Below are 22,903 nucleotides of genomic sequence, written 5' to 3'. Positions count from 1 at the left end.
GCGCATGCCATGTCTCACGTCGTAGCCCCGTCATGTCGCGTGAAAGAGATCAAGGAATTACCGTCGCGCCGGCGTCCGGGAGATGGTGCGAGGCACCATCTCCCGGACGACCGCTGTCCGCGCTACTCGCCGAGCATCGAGGTGATCTGATCGGTGTCCGAGGCCGCCCCGGTCCACAGCCGCAGCTCGCTCAGGGCGCCCGGCAGCCAGTGGCCCCAGGCCCCGGCGGTGTAGCCGTTGCCGACCGCGAGGGCTTCCTTGCCGGACTCGGTCGTATAGGAAACGGTCGTGTACTGGACGTTGTCGTTGAGATACAGGGCCGCGGTGCGGTCCTGCTGGTTGAAGACACCGGTGACCCGCACCTCGCCGCTCTCGGTCGTGGCCTCCTCGCTGACCTGCGAGGTGAGAGTGCCGTTGTCGTTGTAGCGGCCGAAGTGCCAGAAGCCCGTCGCGACCGTCTTCTCCACGATGTCGCCGTCTGTGGTCTCGACCGCGACCGTCGTCTTCCCGGTCACCTCGAAGAAGATGCCCCAGTTCGACCTCCCGTCCTTGTCACGCTTGCCGACGACCTGGGCGACGTATCCCGTGCCCTTGGCGGCCAGCGCTTCGAGATCGGGATCGACCACGGCCGTCACAGTGAACGAACCCGTGTCGTCGACGACCGCGTCCGAGGAGGCCGCGTCGTCGGTGCCGTCCAGCACGATCGCCTCGCCGTCGGTGACACCGCCTCCGGAGAGGGCCAGCGTGCGCCCGTACCCCGACGTATCGGCAAGGCTGGTGGCACCGCCGGCCGCGGTGGACGCGTCCCAGTGCGCGGTCAGCTCGACGTACTGGTCACCCGTGGTCGGATTCAGCGCGCGGGCCTCACGGACGGACTCGCTCCAGGTGAGCGCCCGCTGCCAGGTCCGGACCTCGTCGACGGAGCCATCCAGGTAGTAGTTGTTCGTGCCCCCGTACAGAGCTCGTCCGACCTGGAAGCTCCCTGAGGACTTCCACGCGTTGGCGGCCGTCTTCTCGATGTACCACTTGCCGTTGACGACCAACCGCATCGTCTTGGCGGTGGCGTTGTAGACGAAGGCCACGTGCGTCCAGGTGTTCGCGGGCACGGGTACGGCCATGTTCGACACGGAGTAGGTGAAGTTGGACGTGCTGTCCACACCGGTCGTCAGCATCGACCAGTAGCCGCCAGAGGCGTAGTAGACGTAGAAGGGGCTGTAGGTCGAGCCGCTCTGCGAAAGGATCATCTGCGTCCTGCTGACGTCGTCCAGGCGGACCCACGTGGACACCGTGTACGACTTGGTGGTGTCGAGGACCGCGTCGTCCGTGGCCGCATATCCTGAACTGCCGTTCAGGAGGAGGCTGGTGTCCTCCACGCCGGTCTCCGCGTCCGTGCCCCGGCGCGCGCGTGTGTCGCGGGTGGCGCCGGTGGACGACAGGGTGAGCGTGTCCGCGTCGGCGTCCACCCCGGTGCCGGAGTCGACGGCGGCCCCGGATGTCTCGTCGAAGTGGTACTCCGACTGCGGGGCTTCACCGTCGGACACCTTGAAGTCGATGAGACCCTGCGCGCCCGGCCGGTTCAGGCTGTCGTAGCCCATGGCATACAGCCGGTACGTGCCCTCCGCATCGGGTGTCACCGAGACCGTGACCTTGTTGCCGGTGACCGGGTCCGACCAGGCGGTGTCCGTGGACAGCTTGTACTTGTAGTACGAGTTCGTGTCCCCACTCGCCGGGCTGAACGTGAACGACGCCGCGATCCCCGGTCCGCCCGCGGACGCACACGCGTTGGCCGTGCACGCCGAGTACGGCGAGCCGATCGCGATCGTCGGAGCCTTCGGCCGCGTCGGGTCGACCTGGAAGTAGCACCAGCCGGTCGTCGAGGCGTTGGAGGAGCCGGCCAGGTAGCTGTCCCCGTCGTTGTAGTACGACCTCACCCACGCCCGGTACCGGTAGAGCACGCCCTCCCTCAGGGTCGACCAGGCCAGCGTCACCTTGGCGTTGTCACCGGCGTACCCGCTGGAGGGCCGCACGTCCCCGTTGCCCGCGGTGGTGTCCGCCCAGGTGCTGCTGCCGCTCGCCTGTTGGTCGAGGTCGAAGGCGATCCGCAGGCTCGCGTCGTTCTCGCCGCCCGACTTGGTCTGCGCGGTCGCCGCAAGCGTCGGCGTCGGGTCGGAGACGATCGCCGGGTCGGCCGCGTCCTTCTCACAGACCGTGCCGTCGCCCGTGACGATGCCGACACCGGTCGGCGTCGCGGGCAGCCCCACGTACTTCACCGCCAGCACGGCGTCGTTCCTGAACCGCTTCCACGAGTTCGGATCGGTCTCGTCGTGCGCCTTCAGCATCAGCGGGAGGCGCGAGAACTTGCCCGCCGCGAAGCTCTTCACCGTCGCGGTGAGGTTCTCGTTCGTCTCCTCCGGGTTGTCGTTGAACTCGATGGCGGCGGTCGGCTGCGAGGGGGAACAGGCGCTGCCCCGGCCCGCGGAGACATAGCGGTCGACCATCAGGTCCAGGTGTGTGGGGCCGGGCCAGTCCGAGGAGGACGAGATCCCGTCCGTGCGGGTCAGGTCCACCCATGACGCCGTGCACGACATCGACCAGCTCTCCGTGGCCCGGAACGTCGCGTCCAGGATGTGCTTGCCCTTGAGGGAGGCAGGCGAGAACTCGAAGTACAGCCGCTGCTTGTAGCCCGAGCCGCAGTAGTACGCGTAGCCGCCGGTCACATAGGTACCGCAGTACCCCATCCCCTTGCCCTCGTCGTCATCGCCGTTGCCCCACGCGTAGTCGGCGTAGCCGTCGCTGCGGAGCAGGGTGCGCTCGGCCTCGGACCAGGTGACGGTGGGATCGATGTAGAGGGGGTAGGTCGCGTTCTCGATGAGGTCCGCGTCCGGGGTGAGGGTCAACTCGTCGTCGGTGACGTCGAGGGGGAGCAAGGCGAGAGCGGAACCGTCGGAGGGGCCGTCGGAAGGGTCGGCGGGGGCCTCGCCTGCGTCCTCCTCCTCGGTTGCGGCGGTCATCAACTGCGGGCCGGCCGAGGACTGTTCAGCGACACCCGCCGAGTCCCACATCTGCGCCTGCGGCGAGCGGAACACGGACACGCCATCACCGTCGACCGCCTGCATGCCGCCGTTGGCGGTCTCCTGGACGTCCAGGCCCGTCGTGTCGAGCGCGAACGACACCCGGGCCAGTTCATCACTCGCCGCCGCCTCGGCCGACTTGACGATCAGTACCTCGTGGAAGCCCTCGACGGAAGCGGTGAGCTTCAGGTCGACGCCCGGCAGCACCTCGCTGTACAGCGCGGAGTCCCCGTCCAGCGTGGGCTCCGGCAGCTCACCGGGCCAGCCGAGTGCCAGGGTGCGCCCGTCCCGGGTCACGGACACCAGGTCGGAACCGTCGCCGCCGGAGAACGCGATGCCGACGGCCGCCGCCTTCGGGCCGACCGAGCCGTCCGAGCGCGTCTCCAGCGTGGCGTCGGGCGCCACCCAGCCATCGTTGTCGTCGGCGTCGTCGGTCTTCACACGCACCGGAACCGCAGAGTTCTCCAGGGTGAAGGAGATCCCGTCCGGATTGGCGTACGTCGTCGCGTACTCGGTCCGCAGCGCGGGCACTTCCACCTGTGCGCCGGTCGACACCGCGGCCGCAAGCGCGTCCCGCGCCGCCTCCGAACTCCCGTCGTTCGCAGAGGCCTCCGCCTCGCTCAACGGCTCCGACCGGTCCGTCGAGGCTACCGACTTCGGCGCCTCGACCGTCCCCTCCAACGGAAGCGCGTCAGCCGCGGCGGCCACGCCGCCGGACTGAACCACCCCGCACACCAGGGCCGTCGACACGAGCAGCACGCCCAGTCTTCGCCCAAGTCTGTTCCGGATCACAAACCCCGCCCCCCGACCACAGGTCCGACACAGATCGACAGACAAGGAAGGTAAGGGCTGAATAAAGTCTTCTTCAAGAACCCATCTGCACCAACTGCCCCTTTAAAGAAGGAAGTTGATGGAAAGATTCCTTGGCACAGACTTCGGCAAGGAGCGTCCGGCTACCCCTACCCGGCGAACGAAGGCTGTCTCACACCCTTGCCCGCGCCGGGCACGACCAGCAGTGAACCCGCCACCGGATGCGGGGAGTCGAGGCCCACCCTGGCCGTCGTGATGTACAGGTCCGTCAGGTCCGCGCCGCCGAACGCGCACGCCGTCACCCTCGGGGTGGGCAGGGTGATCACGCGGTCCAGCTCGCCGGCAGGCGTGTAGCGGCGTACCGCTGCGCCGTCCCACAGGGCCACCCACACGCAGCCGTCCGCGTCGACCGTGAGGCCGTCCGGGAAGCCCGCGCCGTCCTCGATCTCGGCGAAGGGGCGGCGGTTGGACACCTTCCCCGCCTCGTGGTCGAAGACGTCGACGCGGCGGGTCGGGGAGTCGATGTAGTACATCAGGCGGCCGTCCGGGCTCCAGCCCGTGCCGTTGCTGACCGCCACGTCGTCGAGGACCGTCTCCACCGTGCCGTCGGCCGTGAAGCGGGACAGGGTGCCGCCGCCGGGCGCCTCGTCGTAGCGCATGGTGCCGGCCCAGAGGGAGCCGTCGGGGGCGATGGCCGCGTCGTTGGCGCGGCGGCCCGGCACCGGCTCGTGGTGGAGCCAGTGGAAGGTGTCGTCGGGGTCGAGGAGGGCGACGCCGTCGCGCAGGTTGAGGACCAGGCCGCCGTTCGCGCGCGGCTTCGCCGCGCCCACGTGCTGGTCGGTGACGCGGACCGTGCGGTGCCCGGTCGCCGGGTCGTAGGTGTGCAGGCGGGCGCCCAGGATGTCCAGCCAGAGCAGCCGGCCGGTCGCCGCGTCCCAGGTCGGTCCCTCGCCGAGGGTCGCCTCGGCGCGCACGGCGACCTCGTAGTCGTACGTCTTCGAGGTCATCCCACGCTCCGGTGGCCCAGGCGCTCGGACAGCTCGACGGCGCCCTTCGCGGCGAGCTGCTCCAGCTCCTCGCGGCGGTCCTCGCTCCAGCGGATCATCGGCACCGAGATCGACAGCGCGGCCACGACCCGGCCGGTGCGGTCGCGGACCGGGGCGGCCACGCAGGAGACGTCCGGGTTGGACTCGCGGCGCTCCACGGCGAGACCCCGCTCACGGATCTCGGCGAGGGCCTCGCGCAGAGCGGCCGGGTCGGTGATGCTGTTCGGAGTCATCGCGGCCAGGTCCGCGTCGTCCGGGATGCGGGAGCTGAGCTCCGGGTCGGGCAGCGAGGCCAGGAGCATCTTGCCGACGGAGGTGCAGTGGGCGGGCAGCCGGCGTCCCGCGGCGGACACCATGCGCACCGCGTGCGTGGAGTCGACCTTCGCGATGTAGATGACGTCGGTGCCCTCGAGGATGGCCACGTGGACGGTCTCGTCGCAGGTCTCGGCGACCGAGCGGGCGACCTGCTGGCCCTCGGCGGCGAGGTCGAGCTGCTCGGCGTAGCGGCTGCCGAGCTGGTACGGACGCACGCCGAGCCGGTAGCGTCCCGGCTGACCCGGCACCGGGACGATGTACGACCGTGCGGCGAGCGTGGTGACCAGCTCGTGCACGGTGGTGCGCGGCAGCTGGAGCTTGCGCACGATGTCCGGGGCGGAGAGCGTGCCGTCGCCGTCGAGGAAGAGCTCGAGGATGTCGAGAGCCCGGGTCACGGCAGGTACGAGACGTCCCACGTTCGGCCCCCTCCCTGTGAGGTGTCGGTGGAGTTCGGCGCCTGTCGAGCATCCTTCACGGTGTTCGAAATTTCAACAGGCGATCGGAATAGCGAACACAGGCTACTCAACGGGAGTTTCCCCCGGCAATGGTCCTGCGGGTCGGGCATTGCGCGGCCGGTCCGTTTCGGCAGGAACGGCACGTGTGGGAGCCGCCGGTACTACTGTGTCCGTGTGTGACGCGTCACAGTGCGTGGCGGGTCTTGGGGGATGCGGTTCCTGGGGGGAATCTCGTGCGCGACATGACCAAGGGGTCCAATGCTGCCCTGTCGGCCCTGAGTGACAACACCGGTTCGGTGATCGTCAGCCTGGGCTGGAGCAGCCCGGCGGGGGACGGCGACGCGGATGTGTCCGTCTTACTTCTCGGCCCGGACGGCAAGGTCCGCAGCGACGCGGACTTCTACTTCTACAACAACCCGGTGGCCGCCGACGGAAGCGTGCACCTGCTGGACAAGACGCCCACCGAGGACGGCAACGAGGACCGGATCAGCTTCGACCTGACCGTGGTGCCACCCGGGGTCGACCGTGTCGTCGTGGCCGCGAGCCGTTACGGCGACGCGCACTTCGGCGAACTCGACGACCTCCGGGTGACCCTGTCGGACGCGGTGGGCGAGAACATCCTCCGCTTCGCCGTCGACGACCCCGGCAAGGTGAGCGCGATCATCTTCGGCGAGCTGTACCGCCGCGCCGGGGAATGGAAGTTCCGAGCCGTCGGGCAGGGGTACGACTCCGGGCTCGCCGGCCTCGCGACGGACTTCGGGGTCGACATCGACGACGAGGACGAAGAGGCGGAGGGGACGGCGGCCCCGGCGACGCCGGAACCGACCGGGAACGACGAGCCGGTCGGCCCGCCCTCGGCCCCGCCCCCGGAGCCGGCCCCCGAGCCGGAGCCGGCCGGGGCCCTGAACGCCGTACCGGCTCCGCGCCGGACCGCCGACGAAGCCAAGCCGCGCAAACCGGCCGCCCGGCCCCGCACCGCCAAGAAGCGGGCGGCCCCGCCCAGCGCCCCGCAGAAGTCCCTGGGGGAGAACGACTCCTGGCGTCCCGCCAGGCTCTTTCCGCTCTCCACGCTGAAGAGCGACCGGGACCGGGAGATGCGCGCCACCTCGGTGCTGCTGTCGGTGATGACCCAGGTACCGCGGTTCGGCCGGCGGCTCACCGCCGCGTTCGGCGCGCCCTCGGGCCGTATGGAGACCTTCACCGAGGTCACCCTGCCGCACGGTGACACACCCCGGCGGCCCGACGGAGTGATCCGCATCGAGCGGGCCGGCAAGCTCTGGACGGCGCTCGTCGAGACCAAGACGAACGGCAACGCCCTCAAGGCCGACCAGGTGCAGGCCTACATGGACATCGCCGCCCGGCGCGGCTACGAAGCCGTGATCACGTTGTCGAACGACGTCGCGCTGGAGGGCAGCCCGCTGGTCGACGTCAGGATCGACCGGCGGCGCAAGCACCAGGTGGCGCTCTGGCACCTGTCCTGGGCCGAGGTGGCCCACCAGGCACAGCTCCTGATCCGGCACGAAGGGGTGGGCAACGCGGCGCGCACCTTCCTGCTCCAGGAACTGCTCCACTACCTCCAGCACGAGAACTCCGGCTGCCACGGCTTCCAGAACATGGGCTCCGCCTGGGTACCGGTACGCAACGGCATCAACGACGAGACCCTCTGCCAGGGCGACCCACGGGCCCTCGAAGTCGTCGAGAACTGGGAGCGGCTCATCCGCCAGGTGTGCCTCAGGCTCGGCGGCGAACTCGGCCAGAAAGTGCTGCCCGCGCAGCGCGTCAGGCGCGGCACCGATCACGGCACCCGCCGGGCCCAACTGGCCGACCAGCTGTGCCTGGAGGGCCGGTTGCAGGCGCAGCTGCGCGTCGAGGAGGCGCCCGGCCTGCTCACCGTCGGCGCCGATCTGCGCACCGGCAGGCTGCGCACGTCCATCGAGATCCCCGCACCCGAGCAGGGGTATCCCCTCACCTGGGTCAAGCGGCTGGTCCGCCGCCTCGCCGAGGCACCGGCTGACCTGCACGTGGAGACCCTGGTCGAGGGGGACGCCCTGGGGCCGCGCGGCACCCTGGAAAGGCTCCGCCCGGAACCCGCCGACCTGCTGCCCAGGAACGGCACGCAGATCACCGGCTTCCGGCTGTCCCTTCTGAAGAGCATGGGCAGCACCCGCGGCAACGCCGAGTCCGGCTTCATCCGCAGTGTGGACGACGCCGTCCACCGCTTCCACAAGACCGTCGTGATCCATCTGGACGGGCCCGTCCACCGACGCACCCCCTTGCCCGCCACCTCCGATGTGACAAGGTGACGTCACGTCGACGAGGTGGGGGTAGGAGCTGTGCCGGAACTTCTCAAGGGCGGGAACACCACGGTCGGGGCGGCGCCGCTGACCGTCGAACTGCGCTCCGCGGGCGATCCGGTCGATCTCAGCGCCCTGCTGGTCGGCGCCGACGGCAGGGTCAGGTCCGACGCCGACCTCGTCTTCTACAACCAGCCCACCGTCGAGTCCGGTGCCGTCCGCCACCTCGCCGCGGACGCCGGTGCGCCCGAGCGGATCGCTGTCGACCCCGGCGCGCTGCCCGCCGACGTGGACCGGGTGGTGCTGGTCGCGAGCTGTGATCCGGACGACCTGTCGCGTACGTTCCGCACGGTGGCCGACGTCGAGGTGCGCGGCGTCCAGGACGGTGCCGGTCCCGCCGACCCCGTCGTCTTCCGGCAGCCGCCGTTGGTCGACGGGGAGCGGGCCGTCCTGCTGATGGAGCTGTACCGGCGGGGCGACGGCTGGAAGCTGCGGGCCATCGGGCAGGGGTACGCGGAGGGGCTGGCGGGCCTGGCGACGGACTTCGGGATCGACGTGTCGGAGCCGGAGTCACCAGCGGACACAGCGCCCGAACCCACACCCGCCCCTGCCCCCGCATCCACACCCACACCCACCAGTCTCGTCAAACCCCCGCTCGGCAAGGTCAGCCTCGACAAGGGCGGCCAGGTCGCGATCAGCCTGGACAAGCAGGACCGCGAGTTGGTCGTCACCGTGACCCTGGAGTGGGACGGCGGGAGCGACCAGCGGCGCCGCCGCGGTGCCGACCTCGATCTGTACGCCCTGTTCGTGCCCGCGCCGAAGGTGCAGCGGGGCGGGTCCGAGGCGCCCGGCACGATCGTGAAGACCGGCCTGGCGAAGAAGCCGCCGGAGAAGGTCGGCAAGGACGACAAGGGCCCGAAGGCCGACGTCGTCTACTACAAGAACCTCGGCTCGCTGAAGCAGGCTCCTTACATCCAGCTCGACGGCGACTCCAAGGCCCCCGGCCGTGAGACCGTCCGGATCGTCCGGCCGGACCAGCAGGGATTCGTGCTGCTGTGCGCGTACTCCGCCCTCAGCAACGGCTTCGGGTCCTTCAAGAGCTTCGGCGCGCAGGTGGTCGTGGACGACGGCCGCGGTTCCAACGTCACGGTCCCGCTCTTCGAGAACACCAAGACGCGCTACTGGGTGGCCATCGCCCTCGTCGACTTCACCTCGCCGGACGGCGCCGCGATCCACCACATCGAGGCGTACAGCGGCCGGATGACCGAGCGCCGCCCGGTGCTGCATCCGGACGGCACGATCGAGATGAACGCCGGGCCGGTGGAGTTCAAGGGACGGGACTAGGGCCTGTCCTGGGCACGCCCCGTCATGCCCAGCGCCCCTCTCAGTCGCTGCGCCCTGAGCACCAGTTCCAGTTCGAAGCGGCGGTCCGGGTCGTCGATCTCGGCGCCCCAGAGTTCGCGGATCTGACGCAGGCGGTAGCGGACGGTCTGGGGGTGGACGCCGAGCCGGGCGGCGACCTCCGGGGCGCCCCCGCGGGTCTCCAGCCAGGCCAGCAGGGTTTCGGCGAGGCGGCGGCCGTGGGTGGGGCCGCAGTGGGCGAGGGGGGCCAGGCAGCGCAGGGCCAGGTCGTCGATGAGTTCCTCGGGTTGCAGGAGGACCAGCGCCTCCGTGTGCTCGGTGCAGTACAGGACCTCACCGGCCGGCAGCAGCCCGCGTTCCATGAGGCTCACCGCCGCCTCCGCCCAGCGCAGCGACTTCGCCGCGTCGGCCAGCGGGACGGGCGGGCCGATGGCGCCGGCCCAGCCGGTCAGGGCGCGGTGCAGGAGTTCGGGGCGGCCCGCGCAGTCGGGTTCGGGGACGACCATGCGGGGCTGCTCGTACTCCATGTCGAGGAGGACGCCCTGGCCGACCGCGGGTGCCATGGCCTCGCGGGCCGGACGCAGCAGTACGCCGACGGCGACCTTCTCGGGAAGGGCCCAGCCGATCCGGGCGGCGCGTTCGGTGAGCAGGTCGTCGGGGTTGCCGCCGCGGTGGCGTTCGGCCAACAGCAGTTCCATCAGCCCGCGTTGGAGGCGCAGGCGTTCGCCGGCCTGCCGCGCGGCCGCTTCCGCGTAACCGCGGACCGACTGGTCGACGAGGCCGTCGAGATACTCGTAGCCCGCGTCGACGAGTTCGTACATCGCGGGGGGCGGGATCTCGACGCGCTGGCCGATCTCGGCGAAGCGGCGCCAGGCGAGCCGTACGCCCATGCGGTAGATCGCCTGGAGGGAGTCCAGGCTGCGGCCGCCGAGGCCTTCGCCGCGGCCGAACTCCTGGAAGACACCGGGCGGCACGGTGGGGCGGCCCTCGGCGGTCTCCAGGTGCTGGACGAAGACCTCGATGGCGCGGCGGATGCCGACGAGGGCCATGGGCTCGCCGGACTCGTCGAGGACGACGGGCAGATGGGGGTACTCGCGGCGGATCTCGCGCAGGATCTCGTCGGCGAGTTCGGGGGCCTCGGCCATGGCGATCGCCGCGAACCGGCGCACCTGGAGGCGGGGTACGTCGAGCCAGGCCGAGCGGGAGTTGACGGTTGCCGGGCGGGCCGTCACGTCTCAACTCCCCTGGCCCGCTTGCTCGTACGTGATCAAGGGGGTGTTGGGCTGGTCGGGTGTGGCGTCGAGCAGGGCGACGATGCCGAGCGCGGCACCCACGGCGAGCACGGCGGCGGCCGCGACGGTCAGTGCGGCGGCGAGCAGTCTGGACATCGCAGGGTCAGCCTCTCAGTGGCTCTCTTCCGGCGGTTGTCCCCACCCCGGCGTCCCACCCTGTCGGTCCGCCCCAGTGTCGACATGAGATTGACACCTCGTCAAGACGGCTCTACGGTTCCCGGCCCATAGAGCGGCCCGAACTCCGTAACCTCACGCCCCTGGAGTGCCCGGATGCGCCGTACAGCCTCACCACTCTCCCTGATTCTGCTGGGACTCGGCACGTTCCTGCTGGTCCTGGCGCCCCTGCTGGCGTGGTACGTGACCCCGCGGGCCGCCGTGAACCCGATCGACATCGACCAGACCGCCGTCTACAAGGGCACCGGCAGCGTCTTCGACACCGACAAGGTCGAGACCGTGCCCGACCAGGAGATCACCGTCACCCAGCGGGTGCGCGGCAACGTCGAGGACAGCGAACGCAGCGGCGACGCGGTCTGGGACGTGACGACCACGGTCGACACCGACAAGTCGCTGCCGGCGGCCGATCCGCACGACGCGCTGGAGTTCATCCCGCACCGCTGGGTGATGAACCGCAAGACGACCAAGCCGGTGCACTGCTGCGGCGAGAAGCCGTACATCGAGGGGGAGGCCTATCTGAAGTTCCCCTTCGACGTGCAGAAACGCTCGTACCAGTGGTGGGACAACTCGCTGGGTTCCACGGTCGTGTTGAGCTACCGGGATACCAGGAAGATCCAGGGGTACACGGGTTACCGGTTCACCGGCACGGTCGCCCCGGCGAAGGTCGGCACCCGGCTGGTGCCGGGCACGCTCGTCGGCCTGAAGAACCAGCCGCAGGTGCTGGCCGAGGAGTGGTACTCCAACCACGGCATCGAGCTGGTCGTGGACCAGCGCACCGGCCGGGTGATCTACGCGCAGGTCGGCCCCAAGCGCACGCTGCGGGCGCCGGGTTCGAAGAAGGACGCGGTGGTGCTGCTGGACAGCGAGAAGATCGCGTTCACCACGGCGACGCAGAAGGAGGCCGTACGGCTGGCCAAGCGGGACAGCGGTCAGCTGAAGGCGATCGGCGTGACGGTGCCGATCGGGGCGGCTGTGGGCGGGTTCATCCTGGTGGTGGCCGGTTCCGTTTTGTTGGTACGGGGGAGGCGGCATCCCGGTAATTCCGATACGCCCGATCCCGTGCTCACGATGTGACGTGACGTCAGCTCTAATAAGCCCGGAAATTGTCATCCTCGTGAGTAGCAATGAGGAACGGGTGGGCGAAAACTGTCCACCCCCACCCCAGCACAGTCCGCCCACACCCTCCTCGTAGGAAGCACTCAAATCCCCCACAGGAACGTAAAGCACTTCCCCACGCTTCGAGTTCCGCACCCTGAGACGAGTTGGAGCACGCATGCCCCAGCACGTGCCTTCGTCGCTGCACGCCACGCACCCCGCGGCATCGCAGCACCCCTCGGCGCTCCCCCCACCTCCGCGCCGAATCGTTTTCCTCGCCCATCGTGACCTGGGCAACCCGGCCGCCGGGGGCTCCGAGCTCCTGGTCGACCGGCTCGCCGACGGCCTCACCCGTCTCGGCCACCAGGTCACCCTGCTGTGCGGCGGTCCCGCGTCGTACCGCGACTACCGGGTCGTCTCCGCGGGCGGCGAGCTCGGTCACTTTCTGCGCGCCCGCTCCGCCTTCTCCCGTCAGGTCGGCGACTGCGATCTGCTGGTCGAGGTCTGCAACGGGATGCCGTACTTCGCGCCCGTCTGGCATCGCGGTCCCACGCTGTGCCTGGTCAACCATGTCCACACCGACCTGTGGAAGATGCGGTTCGGCGGGCCGATGGCCCCGGCCGCGCGGCTCGGCCGAAGACTCGAGCACTGGGCGCTGACCGGTGCGCAGCACCGGAGTCTGCTGGTGGCCGTCTCACCGTCCACGGCACACGCCCTGCGGGCGATCGGCGTGGAGCGTGATCGTATTCGTGTCGTCCACAACGGCGTTGAGGAGCCGGGGCCGCGGGCCGACCGGTCGCCGGAGCCGTTGTTCGTGGCCGTCGGCCGGCTGGTCGAGTACAAGCGGATCGATCTGCTGTTGCGGCTGTGGGAGCGGGTGCGTCCCGTGACCGGTGGGCGGCTCGTCATCGTCGGTGACGGTCCTGAACGGGAGCGGCTGGAGCAACTCGCCGGTCCTGGTGTGGAGTTCAGAGGTCATGTCTCCGAGGCCGAGAAGCACCGGCTGCTGTGCGAGGCGTGGCTGCTGATGCATCCGTCGGCGGTGGAGGGGTGGGGGCTGGTCGTGACCGAGGCCGCCACCCGCGAGACGCCGACGGTCGCCTTCGACGTGCCCGGGCTTCGGGATTCCGTCGTGGACGGGGAGACGGGTGTGCTGGCGCGGGGCGAGTCCTCCTTCGCTGCCGCCTGGTGCACGCTCGCGTTGTCCGGTGAGCGGCGGGAGTTGATGGGCAAGAGCGCCCGGGAACACGCGGCACGCTATCGCTGGGACCGGACCGTCAGACAGTTTCGCGCGGTGGCCGCCGAGGCGGTGAGGAGCTGGGCGCCATGACAGGCACCGCTCTCAAAGACCCGTCGTTCCGCAGATCCCTCGCCCTGTTCCGCGCCTTCCGCCACGAACAGGACGACCCCGAGGCCTGCTACTCCCTCCTCGCCCGCGACTCCGTCAACCAAGTCGAGGCCTACGACGGGCCCGTCGCCGGCCGGACCGTCGTCGACGTCGGGGGCGGCAGCGGGTGTTTCACCGAGGAGTTCCGGCGGCGCGGGGCCCACGCCTACCTCTTCGAACCGGACGTGGAAGAGCTCGGGGCCAAGCCGCCCGACGGGGCCGTGATCGCCGACGGGTATCTGCTGCCGCTGTACGACGGGGTCGCGGACGTCACCTTCTCCTCCAACGTCCTCGAGCACGTCGCCGATCCGCAGACCTTCGTCAGTGAGCTGGTGCGGGTGACACGGCCCGGCGGGCTGATCTATCTGTCGTTCACCAACTGGCTGTCCCCGTGGGGCGGTCACGAGTGGGCGCCCTGGCACTATCTGGGCGCCGAGCGGGCGCGGGCCCGTTATCGGCGCCGTACCGGCAGGGCCGCGAAGCACACCCTCGGCGAGAACCTGTTCGCCGTGCACATCGGCCCCACCCTGCGGCAGGTGCGCGCCCGTGACGACGTACGGATCGTCTCGGCGCGCTCCCGCTACTGGCCGTTCCTCGCCGAGACCGTGGTGAAGGCGCCCGGGATCCGTGAGGTGGCCACCTGGAACCTCCTCCTCATTCTCCGGCGGTGTCCACCATGACGACATCCACGGTCCAGGCCCCTCCTCCGGCCGCCGTCCCCTCCACCGCGCGCATGTCGGGCCCGCCGGAGGGCCCGCGGTCACGTCGGTGGCTGGTGGGGTTCTGGGCCGTGGTGTTCGTGCTGTTGCTGGCGGTGCACCCGGGGCGGCAGACCTTCGACACCAAGCTGGGTGTGACCGTCGACCCGGGCCGGTTCTTCGACGATCTCGGGCAGCTGTGGCAGGACCAGGGGTCCTTCGGTGGGATCTCCGACCAGTACACCGGCTATCTGTGGCCGATGCTGCCGTTCTACTGGCTGGCCGACGCCGTACGGCTGCCGGTGTGGCTGGCGGAGCGGCTGTGGCTGTCGCTGATCGTGTCGGTCGCCTTCTGGGGTGCGCTGCGGCTCGCGGAGCGGCTGCGGATCGGCAGCGCGTCCTCCCGGCTGCTCGCCGCCGTCGCGTACGCGCTGTGGCCGGTCTTCACCATCGTCGTCGGGTCGACGTCCGCCGCCGCGCTGCCCGGGGCGTTCCTGCCCTGGGTGCTGCTGCCGCTGGCGGACGAGCGGTACAGCGCGCGGGTCGCCGCCGTGCGGTCGGTGCTGGTCGTCCCCTTCATGGGCGGCGTGAACGCGGCCGCCACGCTCGCCTCCCTGCTGCCCGTCGGGCTGTATCTGCTCACCCGGCCGTCCGGGCCACGGCAGAGAAAGCTGCTCGCCTGGTGGACACCGGGGGTGATCCTGGCGACCGCCTGGTGGTGGATCCCGCTGCTGCTGCTCGGCGTCTACGGGGAGAACTTCCTGCCGTACGTCGAGAGCGCGCAGACCACGACCGAGACCATGTCGGCGACCGAGGCGCTGCGCGGCGCCGGGAACTGGGTCGCCTATCTGCACTTCGGTGAGGCGTGGCTGCCGGCCGGGTGGACGGTCGCGTCGTCCGTGATCGTGATCGTCTGCTCGGCGCTGGCCGCCGGGCTCGGGCTCGCGGGCCTCGCGCGGCGGGACCTGCCGGAGCGGCGCTGGCTGACGCTCACGGTGATCGTGGCCGCGCTGATCCTGCTCGCCGGGTACGGCGGCGGGTTCGGGGCGCCCTTCCACGGGGTCGTGCAGGACTGGCTGAACGGGGGGCTCGCGCCCTTCCGGAACATCTACAAGTTCCAGACGGGGCTCGCGCTGGCCCTGGTGCTGGGGCTCGCCCATCTCGCCGGGGTCGCCGCCGAGACGCGCGGGGCGCGGCCGGTGCGGGGGCGGCGGTTCGCCCCCCTGGTCGCCGCCGTGCTGATCCTGCCGGGGCTGATGTGGCCGTACCTCAACGGGTCGATCCTGAACCCGGGTTCCTTCCAGGAGATCCCCAAGTACTGGAAGTCGACGGCGACCTGGCTGGAGAAGTTCTCCCCTGACGCCCGTGCCCTCGTCGTCCCGGCGACCGCGCACGGCATCTACACCTGGGGCTCGACCATCGACCAGCCCCTCGACGTGGTCGCCGAGTCCCGCTGGGCGCAGCGCGATTACGTCCCCTTCGGCACGGCCGGCAACCGGCGCGCCATGGACGCCGTGGAGGACGCCCTGACGAGCGGCGGCGAGGTCCCCGGGCTCGCCGACTTCCTGGCCCGCTCCGGCATCCGGTACGTCGTCGTCCGCAACGACCTCGACCCCGACCAGATCGGCTATGTGCCGACGACCGTGGTCAAGCGGACCCTGGAGCAGTCCGGGTACAAGCGGGTCATCGGCTACGGCCCGATCATGACCGGGGGCCGGATCGTGCACGACGCGCCGCTCGCGGTGGAGGGGCTGTACCCGAGGCAGCGGGCGGTGGAGATCTACATGCCGCCCGACGGCACCCCGAACCCCGGACACGCCGGACTGCTGCCGGTCGCGGACACCGCCACCGTCTCCGGCGGCCCCGAGTCGCTGCTGCCGCTGGCCTCCGAGCTGCGCGGCCGGGCGACCGTCCTGACCGGCGACAACCACCCCGGGCTCGGCACTCCGCAGCTCCAGATCACCGGCGACGGACTGCGCCGCGCCGACACCCGGTTCGGGCTGGTCGACTCCAACACGTCGTACACGTACACCAGTGACGAGCGCAACGCGGCGGACGCGTCCGAGGACGCCGGGGAGAAACCGCACCAGATCCTGCCGACCAAGGGCCTCGACCACCAGACGGTCGCCCAACTGCGCGGCGCGCGCTCGGTGACCGCGTCCTCGTACGGCAACTGGCTCTTCCACCTCCCGCAGTTCGACCCCGTCAACGCCTTCGACGGCAACCCCGACACCGCGTGGGTGGAGGGCTCGCTGGGCTCGGCGGACGGGCAGTGGCTGCGGATCGGGTTCACGGACGACGCGTACGACATGCCGTCGTCGTTCAAGGTGACGCCGCTGCCGCAGGAGAGCGTGCGCGCGGCGCCGACCAAGGTGCGGGTGGAGACCGAGAACGGCTCGCGGACCAGCTTCCTGCGCCCCGACGGCATGACACAGAGCGTCAAGGCACCGCCAGGGCCGACGAGTTGGATGAAGCTGACCATCCTCGACTCCGTCGAACGCCGCTCCGGCCTGCTGGGCGCGGGCTTCTCCGAGATCGGCCTGCCGGACGTCCAGGTGACCCGGCTCCTCCGGCTGCCCACGGACGCCGAGGACACCGACGCGGGCGCGGACCTCATCTCCCTGCACCGCGCGGCCGACGGCACCGAGGCCGGCCTGCACCGCCGCTTCTCGACGGCCACGGCGGGTACGTACGAGGTGAAGGCGAGCGCGACCACCGTGCCGGGCGCGGAGCTCGACAAGCTGCTGTACGAGGTCGCCCCCGACCAGGACAACCGCATCGTCGCCACCGCCGACTCCACCGCCGCCCTCGGCACCGGTCTGTCGGCCCGCAACCTCACCGACGGCGACCTGACCACGGCGTGGATCGCGGGCGACCGCCCCACCATCCACCTCAGCTGGGACGGAAAACAGCCGGTCAGCGAGCTGGTCCTGGCCCCCGCCGGAGGCCTCGCGACCCGCCCCACCCAGGTCGACATCAGCTCCCCCGACGGCTCCACGACCGCCGGCGTCGACGAGAACGGCTGGGTCCGCTTCCCGGCCATCACCACCGACCGCCTCGACATCACCATCACCGACGCGGCCCCGGTCACCCTCTACAACCCGGTCGTCGACGAGAACCTGCGTCTCCCGGTGGGCCTGACCGAGGCCTACATCCCCTCCCTCGACCAGTACCGCACGCCCCAGCCCCGCGACACCCGCACGTTCTCCCTGCCGTGCGGCGAGGGACCGGTGGTCTCGGTGGACGGCGAGCTGTACCGCACGAGCGTGAAGGGGACGGTGGCGGACCTGCGCGAGCGCCGCCCGGTGTCGGTGACGTTGTGTCAAGAAGGCCGTTCTGAGGCCGGGTTGGAGCTGACCGCCGGTACGCACCGGGTCGAGGGCGGCGACGCCGGCCCCCTGGCCCTCACCGACCTGACCCTGACCCGCGGCACGGTCACCGAGCCCACCCCGGCGGGCCGGGACCTGAGGATACGGGACTGGCTCGGCGACCGGCGCGAGGTCACGGTCGGCTCGGGCGCGGCCACCTATCTGACGACGTACGAGAACTACAACGACGGCTGGAAGGCCACGCTGAACGGCAAGGAACTGTCGTCGGTACGGCTCGACGGCTGGCAGCAGGGCTGGCGCGTACCGGCCGGGGCGGGCGGCACGGTCAAGCTGTCCTACGAACCGGCGGTGACCTACGACGGTGCCCTCATCGGCAGTGGCGTGGCGCTGCTGCTCCTGCTGAGCCTCGCCCTGTGGCGGCGGCACGCCCCCAACCCCGACGAGCCGCAGCCGGTGGCGCCGCCGCCGGGGCTGTGGCTGGGGACGGTCGCGCTGACGGTGGTGGGCGTGGTGATCGCCGGCTGGTTCGCCCTGCTGGTCCCGGCGTTGGCGCTGCTGGCACACCGACGCCACGCCTGGCTGGTGCCGATCGCGTTCGTGGCCCTCGCGGGGGCGGGGATCGCGGCGGCGACGGGGGCGGGTGAGCCGGTGGCGGCGGGCGACGGCGCGTTCAGCCGCGTCGCCCAACTGCTGGCGCTGATCAGCCTGTTCGCGGCGGTGGTGAGCGTGCGCGAACCGGACGACGACGGGGGCGCGGACAGGTCGGAGGCACCGACACGGGTGCTGCCCAGGGCCGAGGGGGGAGAGAAGGCGTGAACGTGCGGACCATTCCGTTCCCGGTCGTGGACGAGGTCGCCCGGCACTGCCTCCAGGAGGAGGAACCGGAGACCGTCCACATCGAGGTCCACCTCCCGGGCCGTCTGGACCCGGCGGGCCTGCGCAAGGCCTTCCACGAGGCCCTGCTGCGCCACCCGCGCATCCTCATGCGGGAGGCGCGGGGGCGGTGGTACCGGCGCCGCTACGAGTGGGAGCTGACCGAGCGCCCGGACGTGGAGGTGGTGACGTTCCCGGCACCGGGGAGGGACACGCTGAGGGACGCGCGGACGCGGGCACTGACGACGGCTCCGCCGCTCACGGATTCACCGCCGGTGCGGTTGGAGGTGGTGGAGAGGGCGGGCCGAGTCGAGGGCAGCGAGGCGACCGACGCCGTCGGCTCCGCCGGCTCCGCGTCCGCACCTGCCGACCCCGCTGCCGTAGCTGCGGGCAGTCGTGCCGCTGGGGCGGCACGGGTGGGCGCAGCGGCACCCCGCAAGCGCGGGCAAGCGGAGCCCACCCCCGCCCAGCACCAAGGCACGGTCCTGTTCCTCACCGTCAACCACACCGCCCTGGACGGCCCAGCCTGCCTCCGCGTCCTCGCGACCGCAGCCGAGATCTACGGCGGCAAGGACAACTCCCCCGCCGCACCCCCCACCCGCGCCCCCGACCCCCAACCCGCTTCCCCGGACACCCCTTCCAACTGGTCACCCCCCGCCCGAGTAGCCCCCGGCACCCCCGAGCCCTCCCCCGGCAACGGCCTGCTCGTCACCGAACTCCCCCTCCCCCACCGCCCCAAGGGCGCCCCCTACACCGTCAACGACCAGCTCATGGTCACCACGGCCCTGACGATCGCCCACTGGAACAGGGAACACGGCGCCCATCCCCGCCCCCTCCGCATCACGATGCCGGTGGACGACCGCCCCCGGGACCTCACCATGCCCATCGGCAACGGCACCCGCCTGGTGGAAGTCCCCTTCGCGCCAGAGGAGCTGAAGACCTCCGACATCCAGGGCCTCCTCACCCGCACCGCCACCCGCACCCGAACCCTGAAGTCCCTCCCCCGCCCCCAACTCGGCCACGGCGCCGCCCTCCTCACCGCCCCCGTCACCCCCGTGGCCTGGCGAGCGGCGCTCACCCGCGGCCTGCGCCGCGCCGCCGCCCCCTGGACGTCCACCACCCTGCTCAGCAACATCGGCCGCATCCCGTACCCCCTGGACTTCGGCGAGGAGGCGGGCCGCGCGCACGCGGTGTGGTTCTCGGCGCCGGCCAGGATGCCGCGCGGTCTGACGGTCACCACCGCGTCCACGGCCGGCCGGCTGCACCTCGCCCTGCGCTGGTCGCGGTCCCTGCTCAGCCACGGCGACGGCGCCCATCTGCGCGACCTGTTCGAGCACTACTTGCACACCACGGACGTGGAGCAGTCATGACCACCGCCCAGACCGACCGTGCCGCCGCCCAGCCCCGTGAACTGCGCGACTTCTACGAGAACCCCGCCGTCCCGGTCGCCTCCGGCACCCCGCGCAGCCTCCGCCAGGCCCGCATGCTGGCGACGGCCCTGCGGACGCGCCCGGCGCAGACGATCCTGGACATCGGCTGCGGCGACGGAACGGCCGCGGCCACCGCCGCGCCCCTCCTCCCCGGTCACCGCCTCGTCGGCGTCGACTGGTCCCAGGACGCCCTGCGCCGCGCCCGCACCCGGATCCCGTACGCCGTGCGCGGTGAACTCACCGGCGGGGGGCTGCCGTTCGGGTCCGGCTCGGTCGACGCCGTGCTGTTCAGCGAGGTCGTCGAGCATCTCGTCGACCCGGACGCGGCGATGGACGAGATCCGCCGGGTACTGCGCCCGGGCGGTCATCTCATGCTGTCCACCCCGAACTTGGCCGCCTGGTACAACCGCGCCCTGCTGCTGGCCGGGGTCCAGCCGGTGTTCTCCGAGGTGAGCCTGCGGGCGATCCACGGGCGTCCGGGGCGCGAGGTCGTGGGGCATCTGCGGCTCTACACCGCCCGCGCGCTGCGGGAGTTCGTCGCCGCGGCCGGCTTCACCGTCGTACGGCTGGAAGGGGCCCCCTTCCACGGCGTACCGCGTCCGCTGCGGCCGTTGGACCGGCTGGCGTGTCGCAGACCGTCGCTCGCTTCGATCCTGTTGTTGCACGCGCGGAAGACCTAGGGGGCGTGGACGATGTGGTGGGGAGTGGCGGCGGCCCTGTTGGCTAACACCCTGTACAGCATCGGTTTCGTCCTGGAGAAACGGGCGCTGAGCGCTCTGCCGGAGGTGTCGATCCGGCAGCCCGCCCGGCTGCTGCGCCTCGTCCTCGGCAGCCCCCTGTGGATCGGCGGTTCGCTCGCGCTGGCCGCCGGGTTCGGGGCACAGCTCGTGGTCTACCGGACGCTGCCGATCGCCGCCGCGCAGGGCATCTTCGTCTCCGGTCTGGTGCTGCTGGTGCTGCTGTCGGCGCGGCTGCTGGGCGAGGAGACGACCGGGCGGGAGCGGTACGCGCTCGGGGCGATCCTCGGGGCGCTGCTGATGGTGGTGCTGTCGCTGGACGAGCGCGCGGACTCCGTGAGCCAGGCCGCGCCGTATCAGTTGATCCTGCTGGTGTGCGTGCCGTCGCTGGCGGGCGGGGTGTGGCTGTACGGGGCGGCGGAGCGCCGTTCCCGGCACCGGCACCGGCTGCCGACGACCGGCGTCGAGTACGGCGTGGCGGTGGGCCTGCTCTATGGGGTGAGCTCACTGGCCATCAAGGGGGTGTCGACGCGGCTGACCTCACGTGGGCTAGGGACGGCGGTGGTTGACGTCCTGCGCTCTCCCTATCCGTATCTCCTGCTGTTCACCGGCGCGTTCGGGCTCGTCATGTCGCAGGCCGCGCTGCAGCGGTGCCGTGCCTCGCTCATCGTGCCGGTGTGCACGACGGTGACGTGTCTGTTCACGGCGGTGCTCGGCACGCTGTCGTTCGGCGAGACGCTGCCGCACGACCCGCTGCGGCTCACGCTGCGTCTCGCGGGCACGGTCCTCGCCGTCGCCGTCCTGCTGTCCATGCCCCGGCACGACCAGCAACTCGACCCTCAACCCCCCATCGGTGCCAAGGAGTTGACACCCCCATGAATCCCGATGACCCGCTGTTGCGGATACTGGCGTGCCCGCTCGACAAGGGCCCGCTGCACCTTGTCCTGCCGGACGGCCCGGCGGCACCGGACGAGGTCCTGTACAACCCGCGGCTGCGCCGCCGTTACCCGATCGTGGACGGCATCCCGCAGCTGCTGCCCGCCTCCGGGGAGCAGGTGTCGGACGACGAGCACGAGGACCTGATCAAGCGGATGGCGCGAACAGCAGGAGAGACGGGGACGACGGGGACGGCCTCATGACACTGGCCGCGAGGATCGCCCCGCTGCTGCCCGACCGGCTGGTGGCCGCCGTCGCCCGGGCGGTGTACCCGCGCTTCGAGCCGGAGCTGGCCCGGCTGCCCGAGCTGTGCCCGGAAGGGTGCGGCACGGCCGTGGACGTCGGCGGCTGGTACGGCCCCTGGACGCGCCGCCTCGCGGGGCGGGCCAGCCGGGTGGTGACCGTGGAGCCGGTGCCGCGGCTGGCCCGGCTGCTCGCCGCCACCGCCCCGTCCAACGTCCGGGTCGTGCAGGCCGCCGCGGCCGAACGCCCCGGCACCGCCCGGCTCTGGCTGCCCCCGGACGACACGGGCGAACGCGGGGTGTCCTCGCTGGTCCGCCGGGACATCCACCAGCGGGCGCTGCACGTCGGCTGTGTCACCCTCGACGAACTCGGCCTGAAGGACGTCGGGTTCATGAAGGTCGACGTCGACGGCAGCGAGCTGGCGGTGCTGCGCGGCGCGACCGGCATCCTGGCCCGCGACCGCCCGGCGCTCTTCGTCGAGCTGGAGTCCCGTATCCAGCCGATCGGGCCGGTGGTGACGTATCTGGAGCTGCTGGACTACCAGGGCTGGGTGCTGCCGGGCGACACCTGGGTGCCGCTGCGCTCCTTCCCGCTGGAGGCCCACCAGGAGGGCGCCTCGTACGTCGTCTCCCACGGGCTGCTGCGGCGCGTGCTGCCGTTCCGGGGCCCGCGGTACGTCAACTCGGTCCTGTTTCTCCCGGACGGCCGCCGTCCCGCCGGTCCCGTCGGCGACGATGGGACGCATGCCTTCCGCAAAGCGCCCCGCCAGTCCCGCCAGCCCCTTCGGCCCCGCTGACTTCCAGCTGGTCCTGCTGCGCCGCATGGCCGACCACAACCCGGACCTGGTCGAGGACGCCCGCCGGGAACTCGGCGCCTCGCTCGCCGACATGCGCGAGGCCAACAAGCGCTGGCAGGCGATGCTGCGCTCCCCACGCGCCCGCGCCGCCGTCTCCCGCTACCGCTCCGTCCTCGGCACCCCCGAGTCGGTCCTCACCCGCAAGGTCGGCGACATGGAGTGCGAGGCCTGGCTGTGGCCGCTGCCGCTCTGGCCCGACCTGCGTTTCGAGGTGCTGCTGGCACCGACCGGATCGGCGGTGTGGAACGAGTGGCTGGTCCGGGCACCAGGGGCACCCGGCCCGGCCCTGCGCACCCTGGAGGACCTCACCCCCTGGTCGTGCACGGTCGACGAGGCCGCCCGCGCCTTCGCCCCGGCCCGCCCCCTGGAGGGCACCGCCCCGACGAGGTGGGGGCTGGCGTTCACGGCGCCGGACGCGAGGGGCGTACGCCGGGAGTGCGCGGCGGAGTTCACCTGGGGCCTGCTGCAACGGCTGGCGGTGCGCTGAGCACCATACCGGC

The 22,903-nt window shown here is 71.4% G+C and carries 17 protein-coding genes; 12 read left to right on the top strand and 5 right to left on the bottom strand.

Features of this window, described 5'->3' with window-relative positions; translation table 11 throughout:
* Positions 1-122 precede the first annotated feature (122 nt).
* The 3 genes from ACFUO4_RS13985 to ACFUO4_RS13975 form a co-directional block, all read right to left on the bottom strand.
* Complete coding sequence (locus ACFUO4_RS13985; protein ID WP_383483825.1) at positions 123-3,830, bottom strand: LamG domain-containing protein; 3,708 nt, start codon at positions 3,828-3,830, stop codon at positions 123-125.
* Positions 3,831-4,030: 200 nt separating this feature from the next.
* Positions 4,031-4,888 carry an SMP-30/gluconolactonase/LRE family protein gene (locus ACFUO4_RS13980; RefSeq protein ID WP_383483823.1) on the bottom strand — a complete coding sequence of 286 codons (858 nt, stop codon included), beginning with the start codon at positions 4,886-4,888 and terminating at the stop codon, positions 4,031-4,033.
* Positions 4,885-5,658, bottom strand: a complete 774-nt coding sequence (locus ACFUO4_RS13975) for an IclR family transcriptional regulator (protein ID WP_383483820.1) — start codon at positions 5,656-5,658, stop codon at positions 4,885-4,887. The genes ACFUO4_RS13980 and ACFUO4_RS13975 overlap by 4 nt, the downstream gene beginning before the upstream one ends.
* Before the next feature lie 281 nt (positions 5,659-5,939).
* On the opposite strand from ACFUO4_RS13975, the gene ACFUO4_RS13970 reads away from it, so the two are divergent.
* Both ACFUO4_RS13970 and ACFUO4_RS13965 read left to right on the top strand, forming a co-directional pair.
* Positions 5,940-8,000 carry a TerD family protein gene (locus ACFUO4_RS13970; RefSeq protein WP_383483817.1) on the top strand — a complete coding sequence of 687 codons (2,061 nt, stop codon included), beginning with the start codon at positions 5,940-5,942 and terminating at the stop codon, positions 7,998-8,000.
* 30 nt (positions 8,001-8,030) lie between these two features.
* Entirely contained in the window at positions 8,031-9,335 is a 1,305-nt protein-coding gene (locus ACFUO4_RS13965) for a TerD family protein (protein WP_383483814.1), read from the top strand.
* Here ACFUO4_RS13965 and ACFUO4_RS13960 read toward each other — a convergent pair.
* Both ACFUO4_RS13960 and ACFUO4_RS13955 read right to left on the bottom strand, forming a co-directional pair.
* The gene (locus ACFUO4_RS13960; RefSeq protein WP_079311541.1) at positions 9,332-10,585 is read right to left on the bottom strand and encodes a helix-turn-helix domain-containing protein; all 1,254 of its coding nucleotides are present in this window, start codon (positions 10,583-10,585) and stop codon (positions 9,332-9,334) included. The genes ACFUO4_RS13965 and ACFUO4_RS13960 overlap by 4 nt on opposite strands.
* A 3-nt stretch (positions 10,586-10,588) precedes the next feature.
* Entirely contained in the window at positions 10,589-10,741 is a 153-nt protein-coding gene (locus tag ACFUO4_RS13955) for a hypothetical protein (protein WP_169807999.1), read from the bottom strand.
* 174 nt (positions 10,742-10,915) lie between these two features.
* Here ACFUO4_RS13955 and ACFUO4_RS13950 point away from each other — a divergent pair, with 174 nt between their 5' ends.
* From ACFUO4_RS13950 to ACFUO4_RS13905, 10 genes are all read left to right on the top strand, one after another.
* Positions 10,916-11,893 carry a DUF3068 domain-containing protein gene (locus ACFUO4_RS13950; RefSeq protein ID WP_383483810.1) on the top strand — a complete coding sequence of 326 codons (978 nt, stop codon included), beginning with the start codon at positions 10,916-10,918 and terminating at the stop codon, positions 11,891-11,893.
* Between the two features lie 199 nt (positions 11,894-12,092).
* On the top strand, positions 12,093-13,244 hold the full coding sequence (locus tag ACFUO4_RS13945) for a glycosyltransferase family 4 protein (protein WP_383483807.1): 1,152 nt from the start codon (positions 12,093-12,095) through the stop codon (positions 13,242-13,244).
* A complete protein-coding gene (locus ACFUO4_RS13940; RefSeq protein ID WP_079311538.1) occupies positions 13,241-13,981 on the top strand; it encodes a bifunctional 2-polyprenyl-6-hydroxyphenol methylase/3-demethylubiquinol 3-O-methyltransferase UbiG in 741 nt (246 codons plus the stop codon). Before ACFUO4_RS13945 ends, ACFUO4_RS13940 begins: the two co-directional genes overlap by 4 nt.
* Positions 13,978-18,144 carry an alpha-(1->3)-arabinofuranosyltransferase family protein gene (locus tag ACFUO4_RS13935; protein ID WP_383483804.1) on the top strand — a complete coding sequence of 1,389 codons (4,167 nt, stop codon included), beginning with the start codon at positions 13,978-13,980 and terminating at the stop codon, positions 18,142-18,144. Before ACFUO4_RS13940 ends, ACFUO4_RS13935 begins: the two co-directional genes overlap by 4 nt.
* Positions 18,145-18,146: 2 nt before the next feature.
* Complete coding sequence (locus ACFUO4_RS13930; protein WP_383485671.1) at positions 18,147-19,571, top strand: condensation protein; 1,425 nt, start codon at positions 18,147-18,149, stop codon at positions 19,569-19,571.
* The gene (locus tag ACFUO4_RS13925) at positions 19,568-20,311 is read left to right on the top strand and encodes a methyltransferase domain-containing protein (RefSeq protein ID WP_383483801.1); all 744 of its coding nucleotides are present in this window, start codon (positions 19,568-19,570) and stop codon (positions 20,309-20,311) included. Before ACFUO4_RS13930 ends, ACFUO4_RS13925 begins: the two co-directional genes overlap by 4 nt.
* Positions 20,312-20,335: 24 nt before the next feature.
* Entirely contained in the window at positions 20,336-21,247 is a 912-nt protein-coding gene (locus ACFUO4_RS13920) for a hypothetical protein (protein WP_383485667.1), read from the top strand.
* Complete coding sequence (locus ACFUO4_RS13915) at positions 21,244-21,507, top strand: Trm112 family protein (RefSeq protein ID WP_059191579.1); 264 nt, start codon at positions 21,244-21,246, stop codon at positions 21,505-21,507. The genes ACFUO4_RS13920 and ACFUO4_RS13915 overlap by 4 nt, the downstream gene beginning before the upstream one ends.
* The gene (locus ACFUO4_RS13910) at positions 21,504-22,343 is read left to right on the top strand and encodes an FkbM family methyltransferase (RefSeq protein WP_383483798.1); all 840 of its coding nucleotides are present in this window, start codon (positions 21,504-21,506) and stop codon (positions 22,341-22,343) included. Before ACFUO4_RS13915 ends, ACFUO4_RS13910 begins: the two co-directional genes overlap by 4 nt.
* Positions 22,282-22,890 (top strand): hypothetical protein, encoded by a 609-nt coding sequence (locus tag ACFUO4_RS13905; protein WP_383483795.1) that lies wholly within the window; start codon positions 22,282-22,284, stop codon positions 22,888-22,890. The genes ACFUO4_RS13910 and ACFUO4_RS13905 overlap by 62 nt, the downstream gene beginning before the upstream one ends.
* The last annotated feature ends 13 nt before the right edge of the window (positions 22,891-22,903 follow it).

Source organism: Streptomyces sp. NPDC057280 (genome assembly GCF_042668605.1).
In the GTDB taxonomy this organism is placed as follows: Bacteria; Actinomycetota; Actinomycetes; order Streptomycetales; family Streptomycetaceae; genus Streptomyces.
The sequence above is the reverse complement of the archived record's forward strand: the minus strand, read 5'-3'. Positions and strand labels throughout refer to the sequence as shown.